General features: G+C 66.2%; 22 protein-coding genes and 1 tRNA gene. 9 read left to right on the top strand and 14 right to left on the bottom strand.

All coding sequences use genetic code 11. The features are described 5' to 3' along the window. Window positions 1–25 precede the first annotated feature (25 nt). The 7 genes from RM50_RS07495 to araB all read right to left on the bottom strand — a co-directional run bounded on the left by RM50_RS07495 (window position 26) and on the right by araB (window position 6,508). Window positions 26–577 (bottom strand): AMIN-like domain-containing (lipo)protein, encoded by a 552-nt coding sequence (locus RM50_RS07495; RefSeq protein WP_043451709.1) that lies wholly within the window; start codon window positions 575–577, stop codon window positions 26–28. 158 nt (window positions 578–735) lie between these two features. Next, window positions 736–1,038, bottom strand: a complete 303-nt coding sequence (locus RM50_RS07490) for a DUF4193 domain-containing protein (RefSeq protein WP_018762118.1) — start codon at window positions 1,036–1,038, stop codon at window positions 736–738. A gap of 92 nt (window positions 1,039–1,130) precedes the next feature. Continuing rightward, a complete protein-coding gene (locus RM50_RS07485) occupies window positions 1,131–1,334 on the bottom strand; it encodes a hypothetical protein (protein WP_043451381.1) in 204 nt (67 codons plus the stop codon). Window positions 1,335–1,409: 75 nt separating this feature from the next. Further along, window positions 1,410–2,384: a LacI family DNA-binding transcriptional regulator gene (locus RM50_RS07480; RefSeq protein ID WP_240471906.1), complete on the bottom strand. Its 975-nt coding sequence runs from the start codon at window positions 2,382–2,384 to the stop codon at window positions 1,410–1,412. A gap of 92 nt (window positions 2,385–2,476) precedes the next feature. Further along, the gene (gene araA, locus RM50_RS07475) at window positions 2,477–3,997 is read right to left on the bottom strand and encodes an L-arabinose isomerase (protein ID WP_043451378.1); all 1,521 of its coding nucleotides are present in this window, start codon (window positions 3,995–3,997) and stop codon (window positions 2,477–2,479) included. Window positions 3,998–4,034: 37 nt separating this feature from the next. After that, window positions 4,035–4,763 carry an L-ribulose-5-phosphate 4-epimerase gene (locus RM50_RS07470; RefSeq protein ID WP_043451376.1) on the bottom strand — a complete coding sequence of 243 codons (729 nt, stop codon included), beginning with the start codon at window positions 4,761–4,763 and terminating at the stop codon, window positions 4,035–4,037. Further along, window positions 4,760–6,508 carry a ribulokinase gene (gene araB / locus RM50_RS07465; RefSeq protein WP_156133854.1) on the bottom strand — a complete coding sequence of 583 codons (1,749 nt, stop codon included), beginning with the start codon at window positions 6,506–6,508 and terminating at the stop codon, window positions 4,760–4,762. Before araB ends, RM50_RS07470 begins: the two co-directional genes overlap by 4 nt. A 268-nt stretch (window positions 6,509–6,776) precedes the next feature. Here araB and chvE point away from each other — a divergent pair, with 268 nt between their 5' ends. The 3 genes from chvE to mmsB all read left to right on the top strand — a co-directional run bounded on the left by chvE (window position 6,777) and on the right by mmsB (window position 10,825). Further along, the gene (gene chvE / locus RM50_RS07460) at window positions 6,777–7,904 is read left to right on the top strand and encodes a multiple monosaccharide ABC transporter substrate-binding protein (protein ID WP_205622240.1); all 1,128 of its coding nucleotides are present in this window, start codon (window positions 6,777–6,779) and stop codon (window positions 7,902–7,904) included. 106 nt (window positions 7,905–8,010) lie between these two features. After that, window positions 8,011–9,540: a multiple monosaccharide ABC transporter ATP-binding protein gene (mmsA, locus tag RM50_RS07455; protein WP_043451372.1), complete on the top strand. Its 1,530-nt coding sequence runs from the start codon at window positions 8,011–8,013 to the stop codon at window positions 9,538–9,540. Window positions 9,541–9,544: 4 nt separating this feature from the next. After that, the gene (gene mmsB, locus RM50_RS07450) at window positions 9,545–10,825 is read left to right on the top strand and encodes a multiple monosaccharide ABC transporter permease (RefSeq protein ID WP_043451371.1); all 1,281 of its coding nucleotides are present in this window, start codon (window positions 9,545–9,547) and stop codon (window positions 10,823–10,825) included. Window positions 10,826–10,941: 116 nt separating this feature from the next. On the opposite strand, the gene RM50_RS07445 is transcribed toward mmsB, so the two are convergent. From RM50_RS07445 to RM50_RS07425, 5 genes are all read right to left on the bottom strand, one after another. Continuing rightward, window positions 10,942–12,192, bottom strand: a complete 1,251-nt coding sequence (locus RM50_RS07445; protein WP_043451369.1) for an MFS transporter — start codon at window positions 12,190–12,192, stop codon at window positions 10,942–10,944. Window positions 12,193–12,232: 40 nt separating this feature from the next. Further along, window positions 12,233–14,404, bottom strand: a complete 2,172-nt coding sequence (locus RM50_RS07440) for an elongation factor G-like protein EF-G2 (protein WP_043451366.1) — start codon at window positions 14,402–14,404, stop codon at window positions 12,233–12,235. A gap of 84 nt (window positions 14,405–14,488) precedes the next feature. Next, entirely contained in the window at window positions 14,489–14,914 is a 426-nt protein-coding gene (locus RM50_RS07435) for a ChaB family protein (protein WP_043451705.1), read from the bottom strand. Window positions 14,915–14,985: 71 nt separating this feature from the next. Next, a tRNA-Thr gene (locus tag RM50_RS07430) sits at window positions 14,986–15,059 on the bottom strand. A 144-nt stretch (window positions 15,060–15,203) separates the two neighbouring features. Then, window positions 15,204–16,091, bottom strand: coding sequence for a DsbA family protein (locus RM50_RS07425; protein WP_043451363.1), 888 nt, complete (start codon window positions 16,089–16,091; stop codon window positions 15,204–15,206). Window positions 16,092–16,269: 178 nt separating this feature from the next. On the opposite strand from RM50_RS07425, the gene RM50_RS07420 reads away from it, so the two are divergent. The 4 genes from RM50_RS07420 (at window position 16,270) to RM50_RS07405 (ending at window position 21,484) form a co-directional block, all read left to right on the top strand. Further along, window positions 16,270–17,772, top strand: a complete 1,503-nt coding sequence (locus RM50_RS07420) for an alpha,alpha-trehalose-phosphate synthase (UDP-forming) (RefSeq protein ID WP_043451361.1) — start codon at window positions 16,270–16,272, stop codon at window positions 17,770–17,772. Further along, window positions 17,762–18,598 carry a trehalose-phosphatase gene (gene otsB, locus RM50_RS07415; RefSeq protein ID WP_043451359.1) on the top strand — a complete coding sequence of 279 codons (837 nt, stop codon included), beginning with the start codon at window positions 17,762–17,764 and terminating at the stop codon, window positions 18,596–18,598. Before RM50_RS07420 ends, otsB begins: the two co-directional genes overlap by 11 nt. A gap of 218 nt (window positions 18,599–18,816) precedes the next feature. Continuing rightward, window positions 18,817–19,899, top strand: coding sequence for an ABC transporter ATP-binding protein (locus tag RM50_RS07410; RefSeq protein ID WP_018772048.1), 1,083 nt, complete (start codon window positions 18,817–18,819; stop codon window positions 19,897–19,899). Window positions 19,900–20,065: 166 nt separating this feature from the next. Beyond that, window positions 20,066–21,484 (top strand): DUF4032 domain-containing protein, encoded by a 1,419-nt coding sequence (locus tag RM50_RS07405; protein ID WP_043451357.1) that lies wholly within the window; start codon window positions 20,066–20,068, stop codon window positions 21,482–21,484. 3 nt (window positions 21,485–21,487) lie between these two features. On the opposite strand, the gene RM50_RS07400 is transcribed toward RM50_RS07405, so the two are convergent. Next, window positions 21,488–22,858 carry an FAD-binding oxidoreductase gene (locus RM50_RS07400; protein ID WP_043451354.1) on the bottom strand — a complete coding sequence of 457 codons (1,371 nt, stop codon included), beginning with the start codon at window positions 22,856–22,858 and terminating at the stop codon, window positions 21,488–21,490. A 186-nt stretch (window positions 22,859–23,044) separates the two neighbouring features. On the opposite strand from RM50_RS07400, the gene RM50_RS07395 reads away from it, so the two are divergent. Further along, on the top strand, window positions 23,045–24,778 hold the full coding sequence (locus RM50_RS07395) for a glycoside hydrolase family 13 protein (RefSeq protein WP_043451353.1): 1,734 nt from the start codon (window positions 23,045–23,047) through the stop codon (window positions 24,776–24,778). A gap of 2 nt (window positions 24,779–24,780) precedes the next feature. Then, window positions 24,781–25,860, top strand: a complete 1,080-nt coding sequence (locus RM50_RS07390; RefSeq protein WP_043451351.1) for a LacI family DNA-binding transcriptional regulator — start codon at window positions 24,781–24,783, stop codon at window positions 25,858–25,860. Here the strand turns inward: RM50_RS07390 and RM50_RS07385 are convergent. Further along, a complete protein-coding gene (locus RM50_RS07385; RefSeq protein ID WP_043451349.1) occupies window positions 25,857–26,384 on the bottom strand; it encodes a hypothetical protein in 528 nt (175 codons plus the stop codon). The two genes, RM50_RS07390 and RM50_RS07385, sit on opposite strands and share 4 nt — an antisense overlap. Window positions 26,385–26,466: the final 82 nt, after the last annotated feature.

The following is a 26,466-nucleotide window of genomic DNA, read 5'->3' as shown; positions in this document are numbered from 1 at the left end:
TCAGGGGCACGGCACCTTTGTGCTTTCACCAGTAGTGTGCGACGTCGACCACCAGGCGGGAGCCCGCCCCGGGTCCGTCAAGGGTGAACACCCGGAACGGCAACCGGGCACGCACGCCCAGGCCGATAGTTGTCTGGCCCTCGAAGCTTCCGGCCCACGCCACCTGCCGGAAGGTCTGGTAACCCGAAACATTGGCGAGCCCGGCCTTGTCGGCAGGGGTGTAGGTGGGCTGGCCGTTGTTGTCATAGGCAGGGGCCTTGACGACGACCTGGAGCCGGGCGCCGCCCCGCACAGGCACCACTGCCCCGGAGCCGTCCTGGATCACCTGTCCTACGTAGCGGACGCTGTAGCCGGGTGCGGGCATGCCGCCCAGGTCGACCACCAGCCGGTCGAAGCAGTAATGCTGCCCGGTCCGGACGTTGGTTACGGGCGCGCCGGTCATGGCGCCGTCCGCCTTCATCAGCGAACCCCAGGTGAGCCCGCAGTACGGCGTGGCCGCGGACGCGGGCCCCGCCGCCACAAAACCCAGGCCTGCGGCTAAAAGGATTGCCGCAAGCCAGACGGAGAACTTCTTCATTGCCGTGCCATCCACGAATAGAAGCCATTGGATGCTTCCAGCGTAGGAGTCCCCGAACCGGGAAACGAGGGGCATTTTGGTAACGACGGCGGCGGGAGACACGACAGCGCCGGCCACCTCCAGGAGGTGGCCGGCGCAGGGAAAATCCAGGAAGGAGCTTAGCCCTCGCAGTCGCGGCAGTACTTCAGGCCGTCCTTTTCGCGGGCAACCTGGGAGCGGTGGCGGACCAGGAAGCACGACGAGCAGGTGAACTCGTCGGACTGCTCGGGAACCACAATGACGGTCAGTTCCTCGTTGGACAGGTCGGCCCCGGGGAGGTCGATACCTTCAGCGGTGTCGTTCTCGTCGACATCGATAACTGCGGTCTGCGCGTTGCCGCTCCGGGACGCCTGGAGGGCCTCGAGAGAGTCAGCAGGCGACTCTTCTTCCTGCTTGCGTGGAGCATCGTAATCGGTAGCCATAGCGTGTTCACTTTCGTTGCTGCGCAGCGCCATTTCAGGCACCTCAGTGCAGCAGTTTAGGGCATGATCCCGCTACCGGCGCAATAGTGTGGTCAAGGAGACATATCACCTGGTGCAGGCCCTGTCCGGGCATGCTCGGAGCGGGCATGGCCGGCCCCGACGGACACGCCACTCAGGGCCGGCAGCCAACCCCACCGGGTGGCGTCGGCCATGGCGCCGGCAGCCTGGGACTCCGATTCGTAGGTGAAGATATCCAGGGCCCAGCCGCGCAGCCGGGTGAGCAGGTTTGCCGTCATGCCTGAAACGTACGCAGGCAATGTTGTGGGCACGTTTCGTGGCCGTCTCCCCCGGATTAACTCTCCTGCGTTGCCTCAGCCGGCCGGCGGTGCCGTGCTGCTCCGCAGGACGAGTTCGGGTTCCACCACCAGCGTCCGCGGCCCCTCCAGGCCATCCAGCGCCGCGAGCATCATCTGGACGCACTGCCGGCCCAGTTCTTCAAAGTCCTGGCGCACCACCGTCAGCGGCGGGCTGAAGTAGCCGGCTTCCGGCTGGTCATCGAAGCCCACCACCGACACGTCCTGGGGCACCCTGATGCCGGCCTCGTTCAAGGCACACAGGACACCCAGCGCCATTTGGTCGTTGGCAACGAAAACTGCGGTCGCGCTGCGCGCAGCAGCAAGACGCCGTCCGATCGTGTAGCCGCTGCCGGCGCTCCAGTCGCCCTCGGTGACAAGGTCGGCCGCAAGTCCAGCGGCCTCCAGGGTGGACCGCCAGCCGTCGGCACGGGCCACGGCGTCAATCCAGTCCTGGGGCCCCGCCACGTGCCCAATCCGGACATGCCCCTGCCCAATGAGGTGCCGTATGGCCAGTTCGGCGCCGCGCCGCTGGTCCACCCTGACACCACCCACTGTGTGGGTTCCCTCGGGACCAACAGCCACCACCGGAACCCCGATGGGAAGTTCCGCGAGCGCGGCCAGCGTGGCAAGGTGCGGCACGATCACCACGATCCCGTCCACCGACTGGTCCAGGAAATGACCCACGGCGTCCAGGATGGCGTCCCGCCGGACTTCCCGCAGCGCGGCGACACTCACGAAGTAGCCTGCGTCCCGGGCAGCGCGTTCCACCCCCAGCAGCGTATTGGCGGGGCCGTAGTGCGAGAGCTCGCTGCCCAGGACTCCGATGGTCTGAGAGCGCCGGGTGACCAGGCTCCTGGCGGCGGTGTTGCGGCGGTACCCCAGCTCCACGATCGCCGCTTCCACCCTTTCCCTGGTCGCCGTGCTCACGCTGGGGTGCCGGTTGACCACGCGGGACACGGTCTGGTGCGAGACCCCGGCCAGCCCTGCCACGTCCTGAAGCCTCGGCAGCCGCCGCCCGCCGCGGGTCACAGGGTTCTTGCCGTTGGCAGCCGCGGGCGTCCCGTCCTCAGCGGTGGCATGGGTCAGATGCCGCCGGCGAGTTTGTAGTAGGCGGCGTTCCAGTTCAGGTCTTTTTTGAACTGGCGGATGGTGGTGTCTTCGTCGATGGTGAGGAGTTCGGTTTTGGCGATCTCGGCGAAGTCCTCGAAGACGTCCATGCCCACCTGGGTGGAGAGCACGGTGTGGTGGGCGGCGCCGGCGGTGAGCCAGGCGGCGGCGGAGGTGGCGAAGTCCGGCTTCGGTTCCCACAGGGCGCGGGCCACGGGCAGGTTGGGCAGCGGCTGGTCCAGGGGGACGACGTCGACGGCGTTGGCCACCAGGCGGAAACGGTCGCGCATGTCGGACAGGGCGACGACGACGCCCGGGGAGGCATCGGCGTCGAACACCAGCCGGACCGGATCTTCCTTGCCTCCGATGCCCAGCGGGTGGATTTCCAGCCGGGGCTTCGCCGCCGTGAGGGACGGGCAGACTTCGAGCATGTGCGCGCCGAGGATCTTCTCGGCGCCGGGTGCCAGGTGGTAGGTGTAGTCCTCCATCAGGGAGGCGCCGCCGGGCAGGCCCGCGCCCATCACCTTCGCGGCGCGGACCAGGATGGCGGTCTTCCAGTCGCCCTCGGCGCCGAAGCCGTACCCGGCGGCCATGAGCCGCTGCACGGCCAGGCCCGGAAGCTGCCGGAGCGCGCCCAGGTCCTCGAAGGACGTCGTGAACGCCGCCGAGCCGTTGGCCTCCAGGAAGCTCCGCAGGCCCAGTTCGATCCGGGCGCCGTACCGCAGCGAATCGTGCCGCGCCGCGCCCGCGCGGAGCTCCGGCACCACGTCGTACAGGTCCTGGTACTCGGCCACCAGGGTGTCGACGTCGGACTCCGCGGCGCCGTGCACGGCGTCGGCGAGCTCGTTGACGGACCAGGTGTTCACCGCGACGCCGAAGCGCAGCTCAGCTTCGGTCTTGTCGCCCTCGGTGACGGCGACGTTGCGCATGTTGTCCCCGAAACGGGTCAGCTTCAGGCTCCGGACGGCGGCCCACCCGGCGGCGGCGCGCTGCCAGGACCCGACCTGGCGTGCCACCCCGGGGTTGGAGACGTGCCCGACGACGGTCTTCCGGGCGATGCCCAACCGGGACTGGATGTACCCGAACTCGCGGTCGCCGTGCGCGGCCTGGTTCAGGTTCATGAAGTCGAAGTCGATGTCCGCCCACGGCAGGTCGCGGTTGGCCTGGGTGTGCAGGTGCAGCAGCGGCTTGCGCAGCAGGTCCAGGCCGGAGATCCACATCTTGGCCGGGCTGAAGGTGTGCATCCAGGCGGTGACGCCGATGACCGAGTCATCCGAGTTCGCCTCCAGCGCGGTGCGGCGGATGGCGTCCGAGTCGGTCAGGACCGGCTTCCACACAATCCGCACGGGCACGGCGGAGGAGGCGTTCAGCTGGTTCGCGATCTCCTGTGACTGCGCGGCCACCTGCTTCAGGACTTCCTCGCCGTAAAGGTGCTGGCTGCCGGTGAGGAACCAGACCTCGTAGCCGTCGAGGGAGGTGTTTGCTGCGGTACTCATGGGTTCTCCTGAAAAGTTATAAGGGGACGGCGTTGAGTTACTGGCCGTAGACGTTCTGGTAGCGGGAGTAGAGCGAATCAATGTGGCTCGGGTCGATGGGCAGGGGTTCGCCCAGCTGCCGGGAAATGTGGACGGTGCGGGCCACTTCCTCGCACATCACCGCAGCCTTCACCGCGGAGCGGGCGTCCTTGCCGATGGTGAAGGGGCCGTGGTTCTGCATCAGGACCGCCGGCGAATTCGAGTTCTTCAGCGTCTCCACGATGCCGTGGCCAATCGAGTCGTCCCCGATCAGCGCAAACGGCCCCACCGGAATCTCCCCGCCGAACTCATCGCCCATCATGGTCAACACGCATGGGATGGCTTCTCCCCGGGCGGCCCAGGCCGTGGCGTAGGTGGAGTGCGTGTGCACCACCCCGCCCACCTCGGGCATGTGCCGGTACACATAGGCGTGCGCCGCCGTGTCCGAGGACGGCGACAGCGGCGGATTGCCCCAGTCCACGGTGCCGCCTCCACCAAGGTTGGTCCCCCTGACGGGGGTGCCGTGCAGGTCGGTCACGATCATCTGCTCCGGCGTCAGTTCCTGGTAGGAGACGCCGGAGGGCTTGATGACCATGAGGTCGGTGCCCGGCACCCGGGCAGAGACGTTCCCTGCCGTCCACACCACCAGTTCGTACCGGGTCAGCTCGGCGTGCAGCGCACACACTTCCGCGCGGATCCTTCCGATGGTTTCCAGGATGACGGTTTCGGCTCCGGTTCCGGCGCTCATGCGGACACCTCAACGGCAGCAGCGCCGGAACCCAGCAGGGAGCCGGCCGCCCTTCGCTGGATGGCCTTGAGCCGGTGCATCACGTCATTGCCGCCGCGGCCGAAGTAATCGTGCAGCGCCTCGTACTCCTGGAACAGTTCCTCGTAGGCGGCCACGTTTTCCGGGATCGGCGTGTACACCTCGCCGGGTTCGGCACCCATGGCGGCGGCCGCTTCCCGGATGTCCGCGTATTCACCGGCGGCGACGGCGGCGTGGATCGCCGATCCCAGCGCCGGGCCCTGCTCCGAGCCGATGGTGGAGAGCTGCAGCCCCGTGGCATCGGCGTAGATCTGCATCAGGAGCTTGTTCTTGAGCAGGCCGCCGGCCACGATGAACTCCTTGACCGGAACGCCGGCGTCGCGGAAGGCATCCACGATGGTGCGGGTCCCGAAGGCCGTGGCCTCCAGCAGGGCACGGTAGGTGTCCTCGGGCCTTGTGGCCAGGGTCTGGCCCACCACGATGCCGGACAGCTCATGGTCCACCAGCACTGATCGGTTCCCCGAGTGCCAGTCCAGCGCGATGAGGCCGTGTTCCCCGATTGCCTGCCGTGATGCCAGTTCGGTGAGGTATTCGTGGATCCCCACCCCCGCGTCTCTTGCCGCCTGGTGGTATTCGGGCGGGACGCCGTACGTGGTGAACCAGCCGAAGATATCCCCCACCCCTGACTGCCCGGCCTCGTAGCCCCACATTCCCGGCACGATGCCGCCGTCCACGGCCCCGCACATCCCGGGAACCTCGCGCAGTTCAGCGCCGTTCATGACATGGCAGGTGGAGGTGCCCATGATGGCCACCAGCTGCCCCGCGTCCACAGCCTTCGCCGCGGGGGCCGTCACATGCGCATCAACGTTGCCCACCGCCACGGCGATGCCCTCAGGCAACCCGGTCCAGGCCGCGGCCTCCGCCGTGAGGGTTCCGGCGGCATCGCCCAGCCGGCCGATGGTGTGCTCCAGCTTGGAGCTGACAAAGTCCTTGAAGTCCGGATTCAGGGCGGCAAGGAAATCCTCCGACGGATACCGGCCGTCCTGGTAGATGCCCTTGTAGCCGGCAGTGCAGGCATTACGGACATAGGTGCCGCAGAGTTGCCAGACGATCCAGTCCGCCGCCTCCACCCAGCGGTCCATGGCGGCATAGGCCTCCGGGTCTTCTTCCAGCAGCTGCAGCCCCTTGGCGAACTCCCACTCCGACGAGATCAGGCCGCCGTAGCGCGGAAGCCAGTCCTCGCCCCGTTCGGCGGCGAGCCGGTTGATCCGGTCGGCCTGACCCTGGGCGGCATGGTGGCGCCACAGCTTTACATAGGCATGCGGCCGGTTCCCGAATCCGGCCACTTCATTCAGCGGCGTACCGTCAGCTTTCACGGGCACCATGGTGCAGGCGGTGAAGTCGGTGGCAATTCCGACGACGGCGGCCGGGTCGATCCCCGCATTGGCCACCGCGGCGGGCACCGCGGTGCGCAGGACCTCCCGGTAGTCATTGGGCACCTGCAGCGCCCACTCCCCCGGAAGCCGCGCGCCGTCGTCGCCCGCGGTGTCTTTGGGCAGGACATCGGTCACCACCGCGTGCGGATACTCATGGACGGCGCTGCCGAGCTCCTTGCCGTCACGGACCCGCACCACCACGGCACGGCCCGAAAGGGTTCCATAGTCCACCCCGATGACGCAATGGTCGTGGCGGGGCTCGGAGCTGGAAGTAAACAACGTGTCTGGCATGTGGTTGCCTCCGTCCCGGGAGGCAACGGCCTCATTACCGGGTTTGTAGGGGTCGGGGTCAAGCTGGGTGCTGCAGTAAGTGTGAACGCTAACAAAGAAGAAGTCAATGAAGGCCCGGCATTTTGGAAGGTTCCGGGAGGCGGCTCTTGTTAGCGTTCACAAATCAGTCTATATTGAACCGACACATCAACCATGTGGCCAGGACCACGAGCATCGCTGCTTTCGGGTCCAACAACACTTCGCGGCAGTGCTGCCGCGGAAGGAGATAATGGTGAGAATCAAAAAACTCATGGGCGCGGTGGCCCTTGTCCTCGCCCTGACGGTGGGCGCCACCGGTTGCGGCGCCCGCGGCGGTGCAAGTGAGTCCAGCGGTACGGCAAAGCCGAGCGATTCATTGGTCGGCATCTCAATGCCCACCCAGACATCCGAGCGCTGGATTGCCGACGGCGCCAACGTGGAAAAGTCACTGAAGGACCTCGGCTACAAGACTGACCTCCAGTTCGCCAACGACGACATCCCCACGCAGGTGTCGCAGATCGAGAACATGCTGACCAAGGGCGCCAAGGCCCTGATCATCGCCGCCATCGACGGCACCACCCTGACCGACGTCCTGGCCAAGGCCAAGGAGCAGAACGTCAAGGTCATCGCCTACGACCGCCTCATCAACGGCACCCCGAACGTGGACTACTACACCACCTTCGACAACTACACCGTGGGCGTCCAGCAGGCCACGTCCCTGCTGACCGGCCTGGGCCTCCTCGATGCCAGCGGCAAGAAAGTGGAGGGCAAGGGCCCCTTCAACATCGAACTCTTCGCCGGCAGCCCCGACGACAACAACGCCAATTTCTTCTGGACCGGCGCCATGGACACCCTGAAGCCGTACATGGATGCCGGCACCCTGAAGGTCCCCAGCGGCCAGACCAAGTTTGAGCAGGCGGCCATCCTGCGCTGGCAGGCACCCGTGGCGCAGAAGCGCATGGAGGACATCATCACCTCCGCCTACAGCTCCGGCACCAAGCTGAATGGCGTGCTCTCCCCTTATGACGGCCTCTCGATCGGCATTATCTCGGCCCTGACCAGCACCGGCGGCTACGCCAAGGGAAGCCTGCCCGTAGTCACCGGCCAGGACGCCGAGAAGGGCTCCGTCAAGTCCATCATCGCCGGCGAGCAGTACTCCACCATCTTCAAGGACACCCGCCAGCTCGGCGCCCAGGCCGTCAAGATGGTTGACGCTGTCCTCAAGGGCCAGGAACCGGAAACCAGCGACACCAAGACCTACAACAACAAGGTCAAGGTCGTTCCGGCCTTCCTGTTGACGTCCGTGATCATCACCAAGGACAACTACAAGAAGGAACTGATCGACTCGGGTTACTACAGCGACGCCGACGTCAAGTAGCCGGCGTCCGGGGCTGTGGCCGGACCCTCCGTCCGGCCACAGCCCCTCCCGCAGCCTCCTGCAGCAGCAGCCAGGCCAAGCTTCGACCAGTCAGTGGGAATTGACGATGAACACACCCATTCTTCAGATGCGAGGAATCACCAAGACGTTTCCCGGCGTTAAGGCGCTGCAGGACGTCACCCTGGATGTGAACCGTGGAGAAGTCCACGCCATCTGCGGAGAGAACGGAGCCGGCAAATCAACCCTCATGAAGGTGTTGTCCGGCGTCTATCCACACAACACCTTCGAGGGGGACATCCTCTTCGAAAACGAACCCTGCAACTTCTCCAGCATTTCGGACAGCGAAAAGCGCGGAATCGTGATCATCCACCAAGAGCTGGCCCTGAGCCCGTACCTGTCGATCGCCGAAAACATCTACCTCGGCAATGAACAGGCCACCAATGGATGGGTGGACTGGCGGAAGACCAACCTCGAGGCAGCAAAGCTGTTGGCCCGCGTGGGCCTGGACGAAAACCCGGTCACGCCTGTGCAGCACATCAGCGTGGGCAAGCAGCAGCTGGTGGAAATTGCCAAGGCGCTCTCCAAGGAAGTGAAGCTGCTGATCCTGGACGAGCCCACGGCCGCCCTCAACGATGAGGATTCCGGCCACCTGCTGGACCTGATCCTCCACCTCAAGGGCCAGGGCGTCACCAGTATCATCATTAGCCACAAGCTCAACGAAATCCGCAAGGTGGCCGACGCCGTCACCATCATCCGGGACGGCAGGACCATCGAGACCCTGCGCCTGGACGAAGGCCAGATAACCCAGGAACGGATTATCCGCGGAATGGTTGGCAGGGACCTTGAGAGCCTTTACCCGGACCGCGAGCCGAACATCGGCGAAGAAGTCCTCCGGATCGAGGACTGGTCGGTGCGCCACCCCCAGGACCACACCCGCATGGTGGTCCGGAACGCCAACCTGCATGTCAGGAAAGGCGAAGTGGTGGGCCTGGCCGGGCTGATGGGCGCCGGGCGCACGGAACTTGCCATGAGCGTTTTCGGCCGCACCTATGGCACCGCCACCTCAGGCAAGGTCTACAAGTACGGCGAGGAAATCAACACTGCCACCGTCTCGGACGCGATCCGGCACGGCATCGCGTACGCCACGGAGGACCGCAAGCACTATGGCCTGAACCTCATCGAGGACATCAAGCGCAACATCTCCCTGGCGGCACTGCGCAAGCTCGCCAAACGCGGCTTTGTGGACAAGAACCAGGAAACCGTGGTGGCCAACGGCTACCGGAAGAGCATGAACATCAAGGCGCCCTCGGTTGCCGCCATTACCGGAAAGCTCTCCGGCGGCAACCAGCAAAAAGTGGTGCTGAGTAAATGGATGTTTTCGGATCCTGACGTGCTCATCCTCGACGAACCCACCCGCGGGATCGATGTCGGCGCCAAATACGAGATCTACACGATCATCGCCAAACTCGCGGCGGAAGGAAAAGCCGTGATCGTCATTTCCTCGGAGCTTCCCGAACTCCTGGGAATTTGCGACCGCATCTACACCCTCGCCGCGGGCCACATCACCGGCGAAGTGCCCATCGCCGAGGCCACCCAGGAAACCCTGATGCACTACATGACCAAAGAGAAGGAATAGCGAAATGTCCGCCTTACGAGAATCGCTCGGATTCCTCACCAGCCGCCTCCGCCAGGTTGGCATCTTCGTAGCCCTGATCCTGATCGTCCTGTTGTTCCAGGGACTGACCGGCGGAATCCTGCTGGAACCGCAGAACGTCACCAACCTGGTGGTCCAGAACAGCTACATCCTCATCCTCGCCATCGGAATGGTCATGGTGATCATCGCCGGCCACATTGATCTTTCCGTCGGCTCGGTGGCGGGGTTCATCGGCGCCGTGGCCGGCGTCATGATCGTGCACTGGGGCTGGCCCTGGTGGGCCGCCATCCCCGCCTGCCTGCTGGTCGGCGCCCTCGTCGGCGCCTGGCAGGGCTACTGGATCGCGTACGTGGGCATCCCGGCCTTCATCGTCACGCTGGCGGGCATGCTGATTTTCCGCGGCCTGACGCTCATCACGCTGAAGAACCAGCAGATCACCCCCTTCCCGGCCGAGCTGCGGGCCCTGGGCGGCGGCTTCCTTCCGGATATTTCCGGCGGCACATCCGTCCTGGAATGGCTCACCGTCATCCTGGGCGTCGGCGCCACGGCGGCCCTGCTCATCCAGGCCCTCAAGGAACGGCGCATCCGCCGGAAGTTCGACCTCGAAAGCGAGCCCCTGGTCTGGTTCGTCATCAAGACCGCATTCACCGCGCTGCTCATGCTGATCATCACGTTCCTCCTGGCGTCCTACCGGGGCACGCCAATCGTCCTGGTGGTCCTTGCCGCCCTGGTCATCGCCTACACCGCCCTGATGAACAACAGCGTCTTCGGCCGGCACACCTACGCCATCGGCGGCAACCTCCACGCCGCCGAGCTCTCCGGAATCAAGACCAAGGCCGTCACCTTCCGGCTCTTCGTGAACATGGGCGTTCTTTCCGCGCTGGCTGGCCTTGTCTTCACTGCCCGGCTCAACTCGGCACAGCCGGCCGGTGGAACGGGCTTCGAGCTGGATTCGATCGCCGCAGCCTTCATCGGCGGCGCCGCCGTCACCGGCGGCATCGGAACGGTGGCCGGGGCGATGATCGGTGGCCTCATCATGGGCGTGCTCAACAACGGCATGTCCATCCTGGGCCTGGGCACGGACTACCAGCAGCTCATCAAGGGCCTGGTGCTGCTCGTCGCCGTCGGTTTCGACATCTTCAACAAGAACCGCAGCGGTGGCGGCGGCGAGCTGGGGAAGCGCTTCAAGCTGAAGACCTCACCACCGCCGGCCGAGGAGAAACCTGCCCCGGCGCCCACCGAAACGGTCGAGGCCGGCATCAAGTAGGCCCCCGCAAGGACGCCGCACCGCGCCGCACACCCTGATGGCTCCCGGAGCCCTGGACAAAACGTCCCGGGCCCCGGGAGCCTTCGCGTTGTGGCCCCGCCGTTCACCGAGGGTGTTCACGGCGCGGCCGCACCGCTGGCCACGTCGGCGGGGGCCCGCCGCCGCCGGCTCAGCAGGATGAAAGGCGCGGCAAGCAGCTGGATGGCACCACCCATGGCCAGCGAGGCGGGATAGCCGTAGATGTCCGCGGCCCGGCCCAGCACGGGCTGCACCACCACTCCCCCGCTCGATCCCATAAGCGAGGCGAAGCTCAGCACCGTGGCACGCTGCTTCGAGGCGATCATGTCATTGAGGTAGGCCTGGCGCACCGGTGTGCCGGCCGAGGCAACCACGGCCCACAGCGCCAGGAGCACCAGGGCCAGCCAAAAAATACTGGTGGCCAGGAGCACCACCAGGACTACTGCGCTGGTGATGGTGGAAATGATCAGCACGGTGGTGCGGCGGCGGACCAGCTTCCGGACCAGCGGAGCCAGAAATCCGCCCAGGATGTCCGCGCCTGCCACGATGGCTGCTGCCAGGCCCGCGATGGAGTACGCCCTGGGATCGCCGAAGAGCTGCAGCAGGTAGGGCTGCAGGGCATAGAAGACGTAGAAGGCAACGCCCTCGGTGAACGGGGCGGCCAGCATCATGTACCGCACCGGCGGATTGCCCAGGCCTCCCTCCACCGACGCCCGAAGAACGGCACGGGTGGCCTGCAGCGGGTGGGCCGAACGCTCCGGCGTGAAGCCGACGTCGTGCATGAGCAGGAAGGCGACGGCGAACATGGCCACCAGGACTGCGACGCGCAGCAGGAACGGCACGCCCAGGTTGGTGGCCTGCGCGATCACCCCGCCGGCCACCGAACCGGCCAGCATGGCGATGCCGGACACCATCTGGCCGCGGCCCAACACCGCTTCCAGGCCGCCGTCGTAGCCGGAAAAGTGCAGCGCGTCCACCAACCAGGCTTCCACCGCCCCGGAGAAGAACGTGAAGCCCAGGCCCAGCAGCGCGGACACGGCTGCCCACCACCAGAACGGCGCGGACAACTGCCACAGCACGTAGTAGAGGTACGTGGACCCGGCCAGGGTCACGGTGCCCAGCAGGAAGGACGCGCGGCGTCCCCAGCTGTCCGCCACCACGCCGGTGGGGACCTCGAAGAGCACCATTCCTGCCGTGAAGAAGGCATTGGCGGCGAACGCCTCCAGGTTGTTCAGCCCGGCGTCGAGCAGGAACAGCGTATTGATGCCCCAAATGAACGACGCCGCGAGGGTGTTTCCCAGCGTCAGTGTCAGGTAGATGCGTTGGATCTTTCGTGCTGCGGCGTTCACTGCGCGCGGCGCTCTGCGAAGGTGTTCCTGCCCGGCCGGATCAGGACGGGCTGAAGTTGGGCGGGACGGGATCGTGGCGCAGGTAATGCCGGCGGAAGCGTCCCGTGCCGGCGGTGAGGGCCCGCAGTTCCACTGCGTACCGCAGGAGCTCCTGGTCCGGGACCTCGGCGCTGATCTCGGTGAGCCCCTCCCCCGACGAGGTGGTGCCGGTGAGGCGCCCGCGGCGGCCGGACAGGTCACTCATCACCGTGCCCACATGTTCATCGGCCACCATGATGGACACCGAGGACACCGGTTCCAGCAGTTGGATCTTCCCAGCCGCCGCGGCTTCGCGCAGGGCCAGCGCGCCGGCTGCCTGGAAGGCGGCGTCGGAGGAATCCACGCTGTGGGCCTTGCCGCCCACCAGGGTCACGCGCAGGTCGACCACGGGAAAGCCTGCTGAAACCCCTTTTTCCATCTGCGCCCGGACACCTTTTTCGATGGACGGGATGAAGGTTCCCGGGATGACGCCGCCAACCGTCTTGTCCACGAATTCGAAGCCGCCGCCCCTGTCCAGCGGTTCCACCTCGATGTCGCACACCGCATACTGGCCGTGGCCGCCGGACTGTTTGACGTGGCGGCCGTGGCCGGTGGCGGGCGCGGCAAAAGTCTCCCGCAGCGGGGTCACCACGTCCACGGTATGGAGCTTCACGCCCTGGTCCCGTAGCCGGTCCAGGACGACCTCCGCGTGGGCTTCACCCATGCACCACAGCACCAGCTGGTGCGTTTCGGCATTCCTGTCTACGCGCAGGGTGGGATCGCCCGCCGCAATCCGCCCCAGGCTGCGCGCCAACGCGTCCTCGTCGCTGCGGGAGTCGGCTTCCACCGCAACCGGAAGCAGGGGTTCGGGCATTTCCCAGGTGGCCAGCAGGAGCGGGTTCTCCCGCGCCGAAATGGTGTCCCCGGTTTCGGCGCTGCCCAGTTTTGCCAGGGCGCACAGGTCGCCAGCCACGCAGTAGGGAACGGGACGCAGCGTGGCGCCCAGCGGGGAGTAGATGTGGGTCACGCGCTCGTCGGTGTCGTGGTCCTGGTGGCCCCGGTCGGCCAGGCCGTGGCCGCCCACATGGACGGGCGAATCCTCGCGCAGGGTCCCGGAAAAGACCCGGACCAGGCAGATGCGCCCCAGGAAGGGATCGTTGGAGGTCCGCACCACCTCGGCGGCGAGCGGACCGGACGGATCGCAGGCCAGGCTTCCGGCAGGCTCCCCCGAAAGGCCGGTGGCATCCGGCAGGTTGCGTTCCACGGGCGCCGGGACGGCGCGCACCAGCAGGTCAAGCAGTTCCGCCGTACCCAGCCCGGTAACGGCGGACGTGGGCAGTACCGGAAAGAAGGAACCACGGGCGACGGCGGTCTCCAGGTCGGCAGCGAGTGCTGCGGTGTCGATGTCGCCGCCTTCCAGGTAGCGGTCCATCAGCGTCTCGTCCTCGCTTTCAGCGATGATGCCCTCGATGAGGGCACCCCTGGCCGTCGCGGCCTCCTCCCGTTCGCCTGCCTCCGCCGCGCGGACTTCAGGTGCGGCGTCCCCGCTGGAGTAGTCCGTCACCTCCTGCGGGAGCAGGCCCAGCAGGCCGGTGGCCTCGCCCCCGGTCCGCACCGGGACGCACAGCGGCAGGACGCCGTCGCCGAATGCTTTCTGGCAGGCGGCCAGGGCGCCGTCGTAATTTGCCCGCGGATGGTCCATCCGGGTGATGACGACGGCGCGCGGCAACCCCATGTGCGCGCACTCACCCCACAGGGCGGTGGTGGTCGCGTCAATTCCGTCCACGGCGGACACCACGAACAGCGCGGCGTCGGATGCGCGGAGCCCGGCGCGCAGCTCGCCGATGAAGTCCGGGTACCCCGGCGTGTCCAGCAGGTTCACCTTGATGTCATCCACCACCAGCGGCACCAGGGACACCGTGACCGACCGCTGCTGGTGCACCGCCGCGGGGTCCGAATCCCCCACCGTCGTGCCGTCCGCGATGGAGCCCTTTCGGGTGATCATGCCGTTGGCTGCCAGCAGCGCCTCGATGAGCAGGGTCTTCCCGGCGCCCGAGTGCCCTACCAGGGCCACATTCCGGATCCGTGCCGGATCCTGGGCAGCAATGCCGGAGGCCTGGTCGGCGCGCTTTGCCTCAGGCCCGTTCCTGCCGCCTGCCGCCCGCGCTGACTCCCGGGTGCTCTTCACCGACATTGGAACCTCCTGGCATCATCGCCGACCGGACCGGATGTGTCCTCTGATTCGACACCCTGGCGGGCAGGACGGCAAGAGCGGGGGCTATTTGCTGCGGGCTTTTCGGGTAGCGGCGTCGTTGGCTTTTTGGAGCGCCGAGACCAGTTGTTCCTTGTCCATCTTCGACCGGCCCTTGACGTCCAGTTCCTTGGCCAGCTTGTACAGGTGCTCCTTGGAGGCGTTGGCATCCACCCCGCCGGCGGTGGATGCGGATGAACGGACGCCCTGCTCCGCACGTTTGTCGGACGGGCCGCGTTTTTCCTTGGGCTCCCAGTGGTCGCCCACCTTCTCGTAGCTGTGCTTCAGCGAGGCGTACGCTGCGCGGGCCGCCCGTTGTTCGTCGTGGTCATAGGACTCAAGGGCCGAATCATAGGTCTTGGCGAACGTGTCCTGGGCCTTCTGGTCAGAACGCTGCAGGGTCGAGGGAAGTTCGTCCTTGCGGGCATGGTCGTTCTTGCCGGTCTTGGGCATGGCACCCATCCTCCTTTAGTCAGCAGGCTGATCATTCGGATGGATCCAGCTTAAACCCGGAGGTTGTCGTGAGCCCCCTGTCGGATTCGAACCGACGACCCCCGCTTTACAAGAGCGGTGCTCTGGCCAACTGAGCTAAGGAGGCGTGCCCCTGGGGGCAGGCACCGTGAAGGCGCTAGATAAGGTTAGCCCAAGTCCCGCCGGGCGTAAAAACGCCGCCGGACCGGCGCCGGATGCGGCAAGGGCCCGCCCCGGACATCCGGAACGGGCCCCTGCCTGCTGCTGGTTCCTAGCCCTTGGCTGCGATCGCTGCCTGCAGGAAATCGGGGAACGGGGTCTGGGCGCTGTCACCCTTGCCCCACTGCTTGCCGTCGACGAACACCGTGGGGGTGCCGGTGACGCCAATGGCCGCGGCTTCCTTGGTGGTGAACTTAACGAAGGGGCGGTAGGTCTTGTCATCCACGCAGGAATCGATGTTCACGCCCATGTCGGACGCCATCTTCTTCAGGTCGTTGTCCGACAGGCCTGCACTGCCTTCGGCCGGCTGCTTGGCGAACAGTTCGTTGACGAAGTCGGAGTACTTCTCCGGGGACTCGTTGACCACGCACGCTGCGGCGTTGGCGGCACGCGAGGAGTAGTTGGTGGTGGACCGGCTGTCCAGGAACCCGAGGGCGCGGTACTCAACAGTGATCTTCCCCTCGTTGCGCAGCGAGGTGAGCTGTTCGTTGTACTGCGTTTCGAAGTTCTTGCAGATGGGGCAGATGAAGTCGATGTAGAGGACCACCTTGACCGGCTTGCCGGCCTCCGCTTCCGCACCCGGAGCCGCAAGCTGGGCCGGCGGAGTCTTCGGGGCGTCCCCGAGGGACGCCGCATCCACCGTGGCCGGCTCAGTTTTGGCCACATCCGTGTTGGCCAGCAGGGTTACGCCGCCGTGCACGTTGGCGTTGGCCGGGGTGGGCCCCTGCTCCGCAATCGGGGCGTTCTGCTTCATGCTGTTGGTAACCACGAGGGCCACGACCACCAGGATGGCCACCACGGCTGCAACGATGCCCCAGCCGATCAGCAGCTTGTTGCGCTTGTCCTTCTTTAACTGCTCTTCCCGGATCAGGCGCGCCTTTTCCCGCGCCTCCGCGGTTCGCTCAGCCTTGGACTTACGTACTTCGTTTGCGGGGCTCATGAGTTCCTTGGGTCGGTCGACGAAGGGGGACCACTTGGTGGCACCCCAAACATTTTAGGGGAGAAAACTGGGAGCTTGCGGTTTCAACCATTCCCCGGGTTGACCAACGGACGAATAGCCCCGATGATTCCGTCCGGCTAGGGTGGCTTAGAGGCACAAGCAACCCCAGGGGGCCGCAATGCAAACACCTGTCCAGGAAAAACCCGCCGGCACGGCGACGGCCGGCCATAGCGCTTCGAGCCACGCCGGCCACACCAAATACGACTTCATGGTGGTCTCCAACAGGCTTCCCGTCGACCGCGTGGCGTCAGGGGATGACAGCGACGACGGGTCCGGCTGGCGCCGCTCCCCCGGCGGCCTGGTGACCGCGCTCGCCCCCATGATGACCAAGACCGACGGCGCCTGGGTCGGGTGGCACGGAGCGCCGGACGAAACCGTGAAGCCGTTCACCCACGGCGGCATGGACCTCGTCCCGGTCCAGCTCAGCACCGACGACGTGGAGCTGTATTACGAGGGCTTTTCGAACGCCACCCTCTGGCCCCTGTACCACGACGTTATTGCGCCGCCGGAATTCCACCGGACCTGGTGGGACGCCTACCGGAGGGTCAACCGCCGGTTCGCCGACGCCGTAGTGCGCTACGCGGACCACGGCGCCACCGTGTGGGTCCAGGACTACCAGCTGCAGCTGGTACCGCGGATGCTCCGCGAAGCCCGCCCGGACCTGCGCATCGGGTTCTTCAATCACATCCCGTTCCCGCCGCCGGAAATCTTCGCCCAGCTCCCGTGGCGGCAGGCCATTATCGACGGCCTGCTCGGCGCGGACCTGGTGGGCTTCCAGCGGGTCAGCGATGCCGGCAACTTCATGCGCTCCGCCCGGCGGTTCCTCGGCGCCAGCGTCAAGCAGCAGCAGGTGCACGTCAAGGACCACAACGGCAAGCTGACGCACATTGCCCGGGCCCAGGCCTTTCCCATCTCCATTGACGTCAAGCAGATCACCGAGCTGGCCGCCAGGCCCGACATCATTGAACGCGCCCGGCAGATCCGGCAGGACCTGGGCAATCCCAAGACCATCCTGCTCGGCGTGGACCGGCTGGACTACACCAAGGGCATCCGCCACCGGCTCAAGGCCTTCGAGGAGCTCCTGGCGGACGGGCGGCTGACGGTGGGCGATGCGACCCTGATCCAGGTGGCCTCCCCGAGCCGCGAGCGCGTGGAACAGTACCGGCTGCTGCGCGAAGAGGTAGAGGGCACTGTGGGCCATATCAACGGCACCTATGACACGATCGAAAACACCGCCGTCCGCTACCTGCACCACAGCTATCCGGTGGAGGAGATGGTGGCGCTCTACCTGGCCGCGGACGTCATGCTGGTTACTGCCCTGCGCGACGGAATGAACCTTGTGGCCAAGGAGTACGTCACTGCCCGCAACAACAACGACGGCGCGCTGGTCCTAAGCGAATTCGCCGGCGCGGCGGACCAGCTCAAGCAGGCCCTTCTGGTCAATCCGCACGATATCGCCGGCCTCAAGAACACCATCATGAACGCCGTCGAGCTCACCCCACGCGAAGCCTCCCGGCGCATGCGGTCCATGCGCCGGCAGATCCTGGACCACGACGTGGACCACTGGTCCGCAGACTTCCTGCGCGCACTGGACGAAAAGGTGGTCCGCGATGACTCCTGAGGGCCGCCACCCCAAGCCGCCACTGGCGTTGTCCCCCGAACTGCGCGAAGCGGTCCGGCGGATAGCCCGCACAGAGCACCTGCTGGTGGCCATGGACTTTGACGGCACCATGGCCCCCATCGTGGGACGGGCGCAGGATGCACGGCCCCTTCCGCGCACGGCGGCGGCATTCGCCGGCCTCGCCGTTCTGCCGCGCACGACGACGGCACTCATCTCGGGACGTGCCCTCGCCAGCCTCCGGGAGGTCGCCTCCCCGCCGGTGGACACCCTCCTGATCGGCAGCCACGGGGCAGAAGCGTGGCTGGGCCCGGGCTCCACCGAACTGGCCCTGGATGAGGACCAGAAGGCTCTCCTTAAGGAAGTTCGGGCGGAGCTGGCGTCAATCGTCGCCGAGGCTCCGGGCACATCCCTGGAAGACAAGCCCGCCGGCGTTGTCCTGCACACCCGCCTGGCCGGGGATGACGTGGCAGAGGACGCCGTGCTGGCCGCACGGTCAGTGCTCAAGGACCGCAGGGGCGTGTACCTGAAGGAAGGCAAGCGGGTCCTGGAGACCTCGGTGGTCAACGCCTCAAAGGGTGAGGGTGTCACCTTCCTGCGGCAGGCCACCGGAGCCACCGCCGTCCTGTTCGCGGGCGACGACGTCACGGACGAGGACGCTTTTGGCCGGCTTGAGCCGGGTGATGTGGGCGTCAAGGTCGGCCTCGACTTCACCCAGGCCCAGTACCGGGTGGAGGCACCGGTCCATATTGCGGAACTGCTGGAAGCATTGCTCCAGGCGCGGAGCATTGCCGTTGCAGAGGAGGACCCGCAGGCAGCGTCCGGCTAGGACGTGGCCAGCGGCACATGTGACGTTCGTAACATTTGCGCTAAAAAGAGAAAGCTCTGGCATACTCTTTGTGTGATGTGGCGCACAGCGAAGCGTGCGGCGTCATTCCGTGCTCCGCGCCCAACCGCGGAGCACTTTGCAGCAACACAACTGAATAAACATGAACCATTCACAACGGATCGTCCGGCACGTACCTGCCGGTGAAGGGATTGATAACTGTGGCTACAGTTACTTTTGATAACGCTACGCGTCTGTACCCGGGCACCGATAAGCCCGCCGTCGATAAGCTCAACATCGACATCGCCGATGGCGAATTCCTGGTCCTCGTTGGACCCTCCGGTTGCGGCAAGTCCACCTCCCTGCGCATGCTCGCAGGCCTCGAGGACGTCAACGCAGGCCGCATCCTGATCGGTGACCGCGATGTCACCGATGTTCCGCCGAAGGACCGCGACATCGCGATGGTCTTCCAGAACTACGCGCTATACCCGCACATGACTGTGGCCGACAACATGGGCTTCGCCCTCAAGATCGCCGGCGTCTCCAAGGAAGAACGCGCCGAGCGCGTCCGGGAAGCCGCCAAGCTCCTCGACCTCGAGCAGTACCTGGACCGCAAGCCGAAGGCACTCTCCGGCGGCCAGCGCCAGCGTGTTGCCATGGGCCGCGCCATCGTCCGTAACCCGCAGGTCTTCCTCATGGACGAGCCGCTGTCCAACCTGGATGCCAAGCTCCGCGTCCAGACCCGTACCCAGATCGCGTCCCTGACCCGCCGCCTCGGCGTCACCACCGTCTACGTGACGCACGACCAGGTCGAGGCCATGACCATGGGTGACCGGGTGGCTGTGCTGAAGGACGGCCTGCTGCAGCAGGTTGACACCCCGCGCAACCTGTACGACCGTCCGAAGAACGTTTTCGTTGCCGGCTTCATCGGCTCCCCCGCCATGAACCTGCTGGAACTTCCCGTCGTCGACGGCGGCGTTCAGTTCGGCGGCACCGTCTACCCCGTGCCGCGCGACGTCCTCGAAGAGGCACACGGCTCCACCGTCACGCTGGGCAGCCGCCCGGAGGACCTGGAAACCGCTCCGCACGGTGAAGGCCTGAAGGTTGAGGTCGACGTCGTCGAAGAGCTCGGCGCCGACGCCTACGTTTACGGCCACACCACGCTGGACGGCAAGGACCACGACATCGTGGCCCGCGTCGACGGCCGCCGTCCTCCGATGAAGGGCGAGGTCATCTACGTCCGTCCGCAGTCGGGCCACGTGCACCTGTTCGACACCAAGACCGGCCTGCGCCTGGGCGACTGATCTCCACCGCCCAAACGGTGGTTGAGCCTGTCGAAACCCGGGACCACCCACCTACGCACTAAACGGCGGCCCGCACCTTTTCACCATGGTGCGGGCCGCCGTCGGCCTTTAACTCCTGCCTGGACAGGATTTAGGCGCCCCGACCCGAGTACGGAAGAATTGACCCATGACCGAGGAACACAGCGCCCAGTGGCACGACGAACCCACCGACTACGCCCAGATCGGTAAGCTGCCCCGGTTCGTGGCGGCCAGCGCTGATGACAACAAAGCCGCCCCCGTCGCCTCATCGCTGAACATCACTGCGGCAGCGGCAGATCCTGAACTGCTCGACCTGCCCTGGCACATCGCCCTGGAGGAATGGCCCGCCCAATACCTGGCCGCGCTCCCCCGTGGTATTTCCCGGCACATCGTGCGCTTCGCCCATTTGGGCGGCTCGGTCATCGCCATTAAGGAAACCTCCGAACACGTGGCCCGCCACGAGTACCACATGCTCCGTAAACTGGCCCGGCTGGACGTTCCCTGCGTGGAACCCGTCGCGGTCATCACCGGCCGCACTACCCCCGACGGCCGCCCGCTCAACCCTGTCCTGGTGACCCGCCACCTGAAGTTTTCCATGCCCTACCGTGCGCTCTTCTCGCAGATGCTGCGCAAGGACACCCTCACCCGCCTTATTGATGCCCAGGCGCTGCTCATGGTGCGGCTGCACCTTATCGGCTTCTACTGGGGCGACGTTTCCCTCTCCAACACCCTGTTCCGCCGCGACGCCGGCGCCTTCGCCGCCTACCTGGTGGACGCCGAAACCGGCGAGCTCTACCCGGACCTGTCCACCGGGCAGCGCGAGTACGACCTCGAAATTGCCCGGGTGAACATCGCCGGCGAACTCATGGACCTCCTGGACGGCGGCCTGATCGAGGAAAAGGTGGACCCAGTGGCCACCAGCGAGCTGATCATGGACAGCTACAGGCGGCTGTGGGCGGAACTCACCGAGAAGGAATCCTTCGAACTGGGCGAGCGCTGGCGGGTGGGCGCGCGCATCCGGCGCCTGAACGAGCTCGGCTTCGACGTCGAGGAATACGCCATCAAGACCACCCAGAACGGCTCCACCATCCAGCTGCAGCCCAAGGTGGTGGACGCCGGCCACCACCAGCGGCGCCTGCTCCGGCTCACCGGCCTGGACGCCCAGGAGAACCAGGCCCGCCGGCTCCTCAACGACATGGACTCCTTCCGGGCGGACAACAACCCGGAAATGGACGAGGAATACAGTGCCCACCTGTGGGTAAGCCAGATCTTCGAGCCCATCGTGCGGGCCATCCCCCGGGACCTGTCCGGCAAGCTGGAGCATGCCGAGGTGGTGCACGAGGTACTGGAGCACCGGTGGTACATGTCCGAAAAGCAGGAGCGGCACATCCCCCTGGCCGAGGCCGTCCAGTCCTACATCGACTCGATTCTCCGGCACCGGCGGGATGAGGCGGCGATCATGCTCAACCCGGACACGGAACTGCTGAAGATCCTCGAGGTGGAAAACGAGGAATCCCGCTATGGCGCCGATGAATCCGTGGACGAGTACCCGGACTCGGACGACTAAGTCCTAGATCGCCTTTCCGGGGTTGAGTATGCCTGCGGGATCGAACAGTTCCTTGATCCTTCGCTGCAATTCCCGGACGGGCTCAGGCTGCTCCTGGCCCAGCCACCGCAGCTTGTACTGGCCAACGCCGTGTTCGCCGGTGATGGTGCCGCCCATGGAGAGGGCCACCGTGATCGATTCGTCCAGCGCCACCTGAAGCCGCTCCATCGCGCCCGGATCAACATCTGCGCCTTGCCGGTCGACCCAAAATGTGGGGTGCAGGTTTCCGTCGCCGGCGTGGGCCACGACTTTGAGGTGCACGCGCTGCGCGTCGGCCATGGCTTCGAGCGCTGCCACGTAATCCACCAGGCGGGACCTGGGCACGGCCACGTCCTCGCCGACCCGGTACTCATCGTCCACCTCAGTGCCCCTGCTGTGCCGGCGCAGCTCCACCAGCCGCTCCGCTTCCGCGCTGGCCTCGGTGGTCACGGTGGCCCCGCCGGCAGCGAGGACCTGGCGCACCACGTCGGCCTCCGCGGCAGCCCCGAATCCGTCCGTCTGGACCAGCAGCAGGGACTTCCCACGGGCGGTGAGGTCGGACCCATGGATGTCATCGAGCTGGGCCAGGGTGCCGCCGTCGAGCAGTTCCATGATGGCCGGCTGGACGCGGGCCTTGCCCACGGCCAGGACACCGGCGGCAGCCGTCCGGAAGTCCGGGTAGAAGGCGGCTACGGTGTGCACCTCCCGCGGCAGGTACTTCAGCCGCACGGTGATTCCGACGACGATGCCCAGCGTCCCTTCAGAGCCCACGAACAGGCCCGTGAGGTCATAGCCGGCCACGCCTTTGAAGGTCTGGTGGCCGGTGTGGATGAGTGACCCGTCGGCCAGGACGACGTCGAGCGCCAGGACGGAGTCCCTGGTGACCCCGTACTTGGCGCACCGAAGCCCTCCTGCATTGGTGGCTACATTGCCCCCGATGGTGGAGCTCCGGAAGCTGGCCGGGTCCGGGGCGTACATAAGGCCGTGGCCGGCCGCGGCTTCGTTCAGGACCGCATTCACTACCCCGGGTTCCACCACGGCGGTCTCATCGTCCGGATGCAGGGCAATGATCCGGTCCATCCGCTCCAGCGACAGGATGATGCAGTTCCTGGTGGCATGTGCCCCGCCCGACACGCCCGTTCCGGCGCCGCGGGGAACAATGGCCACCCCGCTGGCGGAACAGGCTTTCACCACCGCCTGGACGTCAGCCACCGACTCGGGGAAGACCACCGCCAGGGGAAGCTGGAAGTCAATGACGGGCGCCTGGTCGATGGCATACCGGCGGAGGGATACCTCGCTGACATCCAGCTGGCCCGGCGCCAGGATGCCTTCCAGCTCGTCCACAATGCTTCCCACAAGTCCTCCATCCATCCCCGGACACACCCCTTCAGTGTAGGTCGCCGCAAGGGACACCCGGCCCGCACCACTGTGCAATCGCTTCCACGTCTTCGACCGGTATAAGCACAGCTTCGACGGCGATTGCTCTGAAACATTCATGGAAGCGTTTTCATTTAATCTGCCGACGCGGCTAAGCTGGCTCCCATGTCTGTCGATACTGTGACCCAGGACACCTTCTCCGTTGCTGGTCCCCTGACGCTCGTCCATGCTGCCGACACTGCACCCGGCTGGTGGCGCTCCGCCGTGATCTACCAGGTCTATCCTCGGTCCTTCCGCGACCTGAACGGTGATGGAGTCGGAGACCTGGCAGGAATTACCCAGGAACTCCCCCACCTGGCAGACCTGGGCGTCGACGCCGTCTGGCTGTCCCCCTTTTACCGGTCGCCGCAGCGGGACGCCGGCTACGACGTCAGCGACTACTGCGACGTGGATCCGATCTTCGGCACCCTTGCAGACTTCGACGTCATGATGGCTGAATCGCACCGCCTGGGCCTGCGTGTCATTGTCGACCTCGTTCCCAACCACTGCTCGGACCAGCACCCTGCGTTCCAGGCAGCCCTCCCGGCGCCTGACGGAAGCCCCGAACGGGACATGTTCATCTTCAGGGACGGAACCGGACCTGATGGGGCGGAACCGCCCAACAACTGGCAGTCCCACTTCGGCGGCCCGGCATGGACGCGTGTTGCGGGCGTGGACGGCCGCCCGGGCCAGTGGTACCTGCACCTGTTCGACTCCTCCCAGCCGGACTTCAACTGGGACAACCCGGCAGTCCACGCCGAGTTCGAGCGGGTGCTTCGTTTCTGGCTGGACCGCGGCGTCTCCGGTTTCCGGGTGGACGTGGCCCACGCGCTGGTGAAGGCACCGGGGCTGCCGGCATGGGGTGGCCGCGCCGACGGCGGCAGCAGCGACGGGTTCCCCGGGCACGAGGCACCCATGTTCGGCCAGCCCGCCGTCCATGACATCTACCGCAACTGGCGGCGGATCCTGGACGGATACGGACCGGACCGGATCCTCTGCGCCGAGGCCAGCGTGGACCTGCACCGGCTGGCCCACTGGGTCCGGCCGGATGAGATGCACCAGGCCTTCAACTTCCCGTACCTCCACGCAGGCCTTGACGTATACCGGCTGCGCTCGGTGATCACTGACTCCCTGACGGTCCTGGACGGTGTGGGCGCACCCAGCACGTGGGTGCTGTCCAACCATGACGTCGTCCGCCATGCCAGCCGCTTTGGGTATAACGGGCTTGGCCCGCGGGACGGCGACGGTATTGGCCCGACGGATCCCCAGCCTGACCATGAACTGGGCCGGCGCCGCGCAGCCGCCGCTTCCCTGTTCATGCTCGGCTTACCGGGCGCCGCCTACCTCTACCAGGGTGAGGAACTGGGTCTGCCGGACGGCATTGACATCCCCGGGGACCTTCGCCAGGATCCCACCTTCGCCCGCACGGGCGGAGAGCGGCTTGGCCGCGACGGTTGCCGGGTACCGATGCCCTGGCACTCCGGGGAACCGCACTTCGGCTTTGGCGCCGGCAACGATCCCTGGCTGCCGATTCCGTCCTCTTTTGGTGACCTGGCCCGGAACGTACAGGCAGAGTCACCGGAGTCGCACTTGTCCCTCTACCGCGATGCACTGGCATGCCGGCGGGAACTGGACCTGGGCAGGGGATCGCTGTCCTGGGCAGAGCAGTGGTGCACCGGGTCCTCCCTGGGCTACCTCAACGGCACTACGCTGGTGCTTATGAACCTGAACCACGAGCCGCTGGAACTGCCGGCCGGCCACGTCATGATCCGCAGCGTTCCGGCAGAAGCGGGCCGGCCCCTCGCTTCCGGTGAGACCGCCTGGATCGAACTCGGGGCGGAAGCCACACCAGCACGCTGATCATGGCAGGTATCAAAGAAGTTGCCAGCCGGGCCGGTTTGTCAGTGGCGACGGTGTCCCGGGCGCTGAGCGGAAAGTCAAACGTCTCGGCAGCCAGCCGCCGCCTGGCACAGGAGGCAGCCCGCGAGCTTGGGTTCGTCCCTTCCTACCACGCCTCCAGCCTTGCCTCCGGACGCAACCACAACATCGGCCTGGTGGTGCCCAACGTGCAGCGCTGGTACTTCTCCTCCGTGCTGGAGGGCGTATCGGAAACCCTGCTGGATGCAGGTTACGACCTGACCCTGTACAACGTGGGCGAGCAGCCCGGCCGCCGCAGCAGCATCCTGAACGACTTCCTGCTGCGCAAGCGGCTGGACGCCGTCATCGCGGTTGCCCTGGTGCTTGGCGAGGACGAAATCGGGCAGCTGCTGGCGGTGCACCGTCCCATCGTGGGCATCGGCGGCGCACTGCCCGGCGCGTCGACCATCAGGATCGACGACGAGGGGCTGGCCGCGCTGGCCACGCGCCACCTGATCGGGCTGGGGCACACCAGGATCGCCCACATCACCGGGGACGCAGAGTTGAACCGCGACTTCAAGCTCCCGCAGCTGCGGCAAAAGGGCTTCACCGGTGCCATGGCGGCTGCTGGGCTGACGGTCAGGGCGGAGTGGCAGGCTACGGCCGATTTCACGATCCAAGGGGCCTACGCCGCCGGCAGGCGGCTGCTGGGATCAACGGCGGAACGTCCCACCGCTGTCTTCGCGGCTTCAGACGAGATGGCGGTGGGCATCATGCTTGCAGCGCGCGATTTCGGCCTGCAGGTGCCCCGGGATCTTTCAGTAGTGGGGATTGACGGGCATGATCTCGCGGAGACGTTCGGCCTGACCACCATCAGCCAGGATCCCAGGGGGCAGGGAAAGCTGGCGGCTGCGACAGCTTTGGCTTTGCTGGGTGGTACCGGGAGTGATTCCGACGGCGGCCCGGCAGCGGGTGCCACGGCTACCGTTCAGGACCAGGAGTATCCAACGGAGTTCGTTATCCGGAACAGCACCGCTGTACCTCCGGAGTTGGCACCGCCGGAATTGTCCCGGCAACGGCCTTAGGCCGTAGCGTCCGGCGTCTCCTCACCAGACGAGCCGTCGCTGCCCATGAACCGTGCGAACTTTTCCAGGATCATCGGCCAGGCCTCCACGTACGCCCTACGGGTAGCAACGGGGTCCTCGGCGCCTTCCCATCCTTCATGGAAAACCCGGACCTCAGTTCCGGTGCCGACGGCCCGGAACACCACCAGCAGCTCGGTAGACCACAGCGCCGTGGTTCCCGGGTGCCAGGTGGCATGGAAGGACAGCGGGGGCTGCCAGTCGTCAAGGGTCCCCCAGATGCTGGAGCGGCCGTCATCCGCCGTTTCGAGGATGAGGTTCTCCTCGAACTCCACATAGGAGCCCGCCCCATAGACGCCGTGCTGCTCCAGCGGCCACCACAGGTGGGTATGGTCGGTGAAGCCGGCGAACGCGCGCGCTACAGGCCCTGGAACAACGATGGTGTTGACGACCGGTTCCAGGGGTTCGACTGCCGGGCGGCTGTCTTCTCCGGAAGGGTCCTGGGCGTGGCTGAAGATGCTGCTCATGAGGGAATACTCTACCGGCGCGAGTCCGGCCTGGGCGATGCGGGCTGGCCGGGGTGGGCCAGGTGGTGGGTGGTTAAAGTGG

The sequence above is a fragment of the Pseudarthrobacter phenanthrenivorans genome (assembly GCF_000813845.1).
Classification (GTDB): domain Bacteria; phylum Actinomycetota; class Actinomycetes; order Actinomycetales; family Micrococcaceae; genus Arthrobacter; species Arthrobacter phenanthrenivorans_B.
This window is presented reverse-complemented; position numbering and strand designations above follow the sequence as displayed.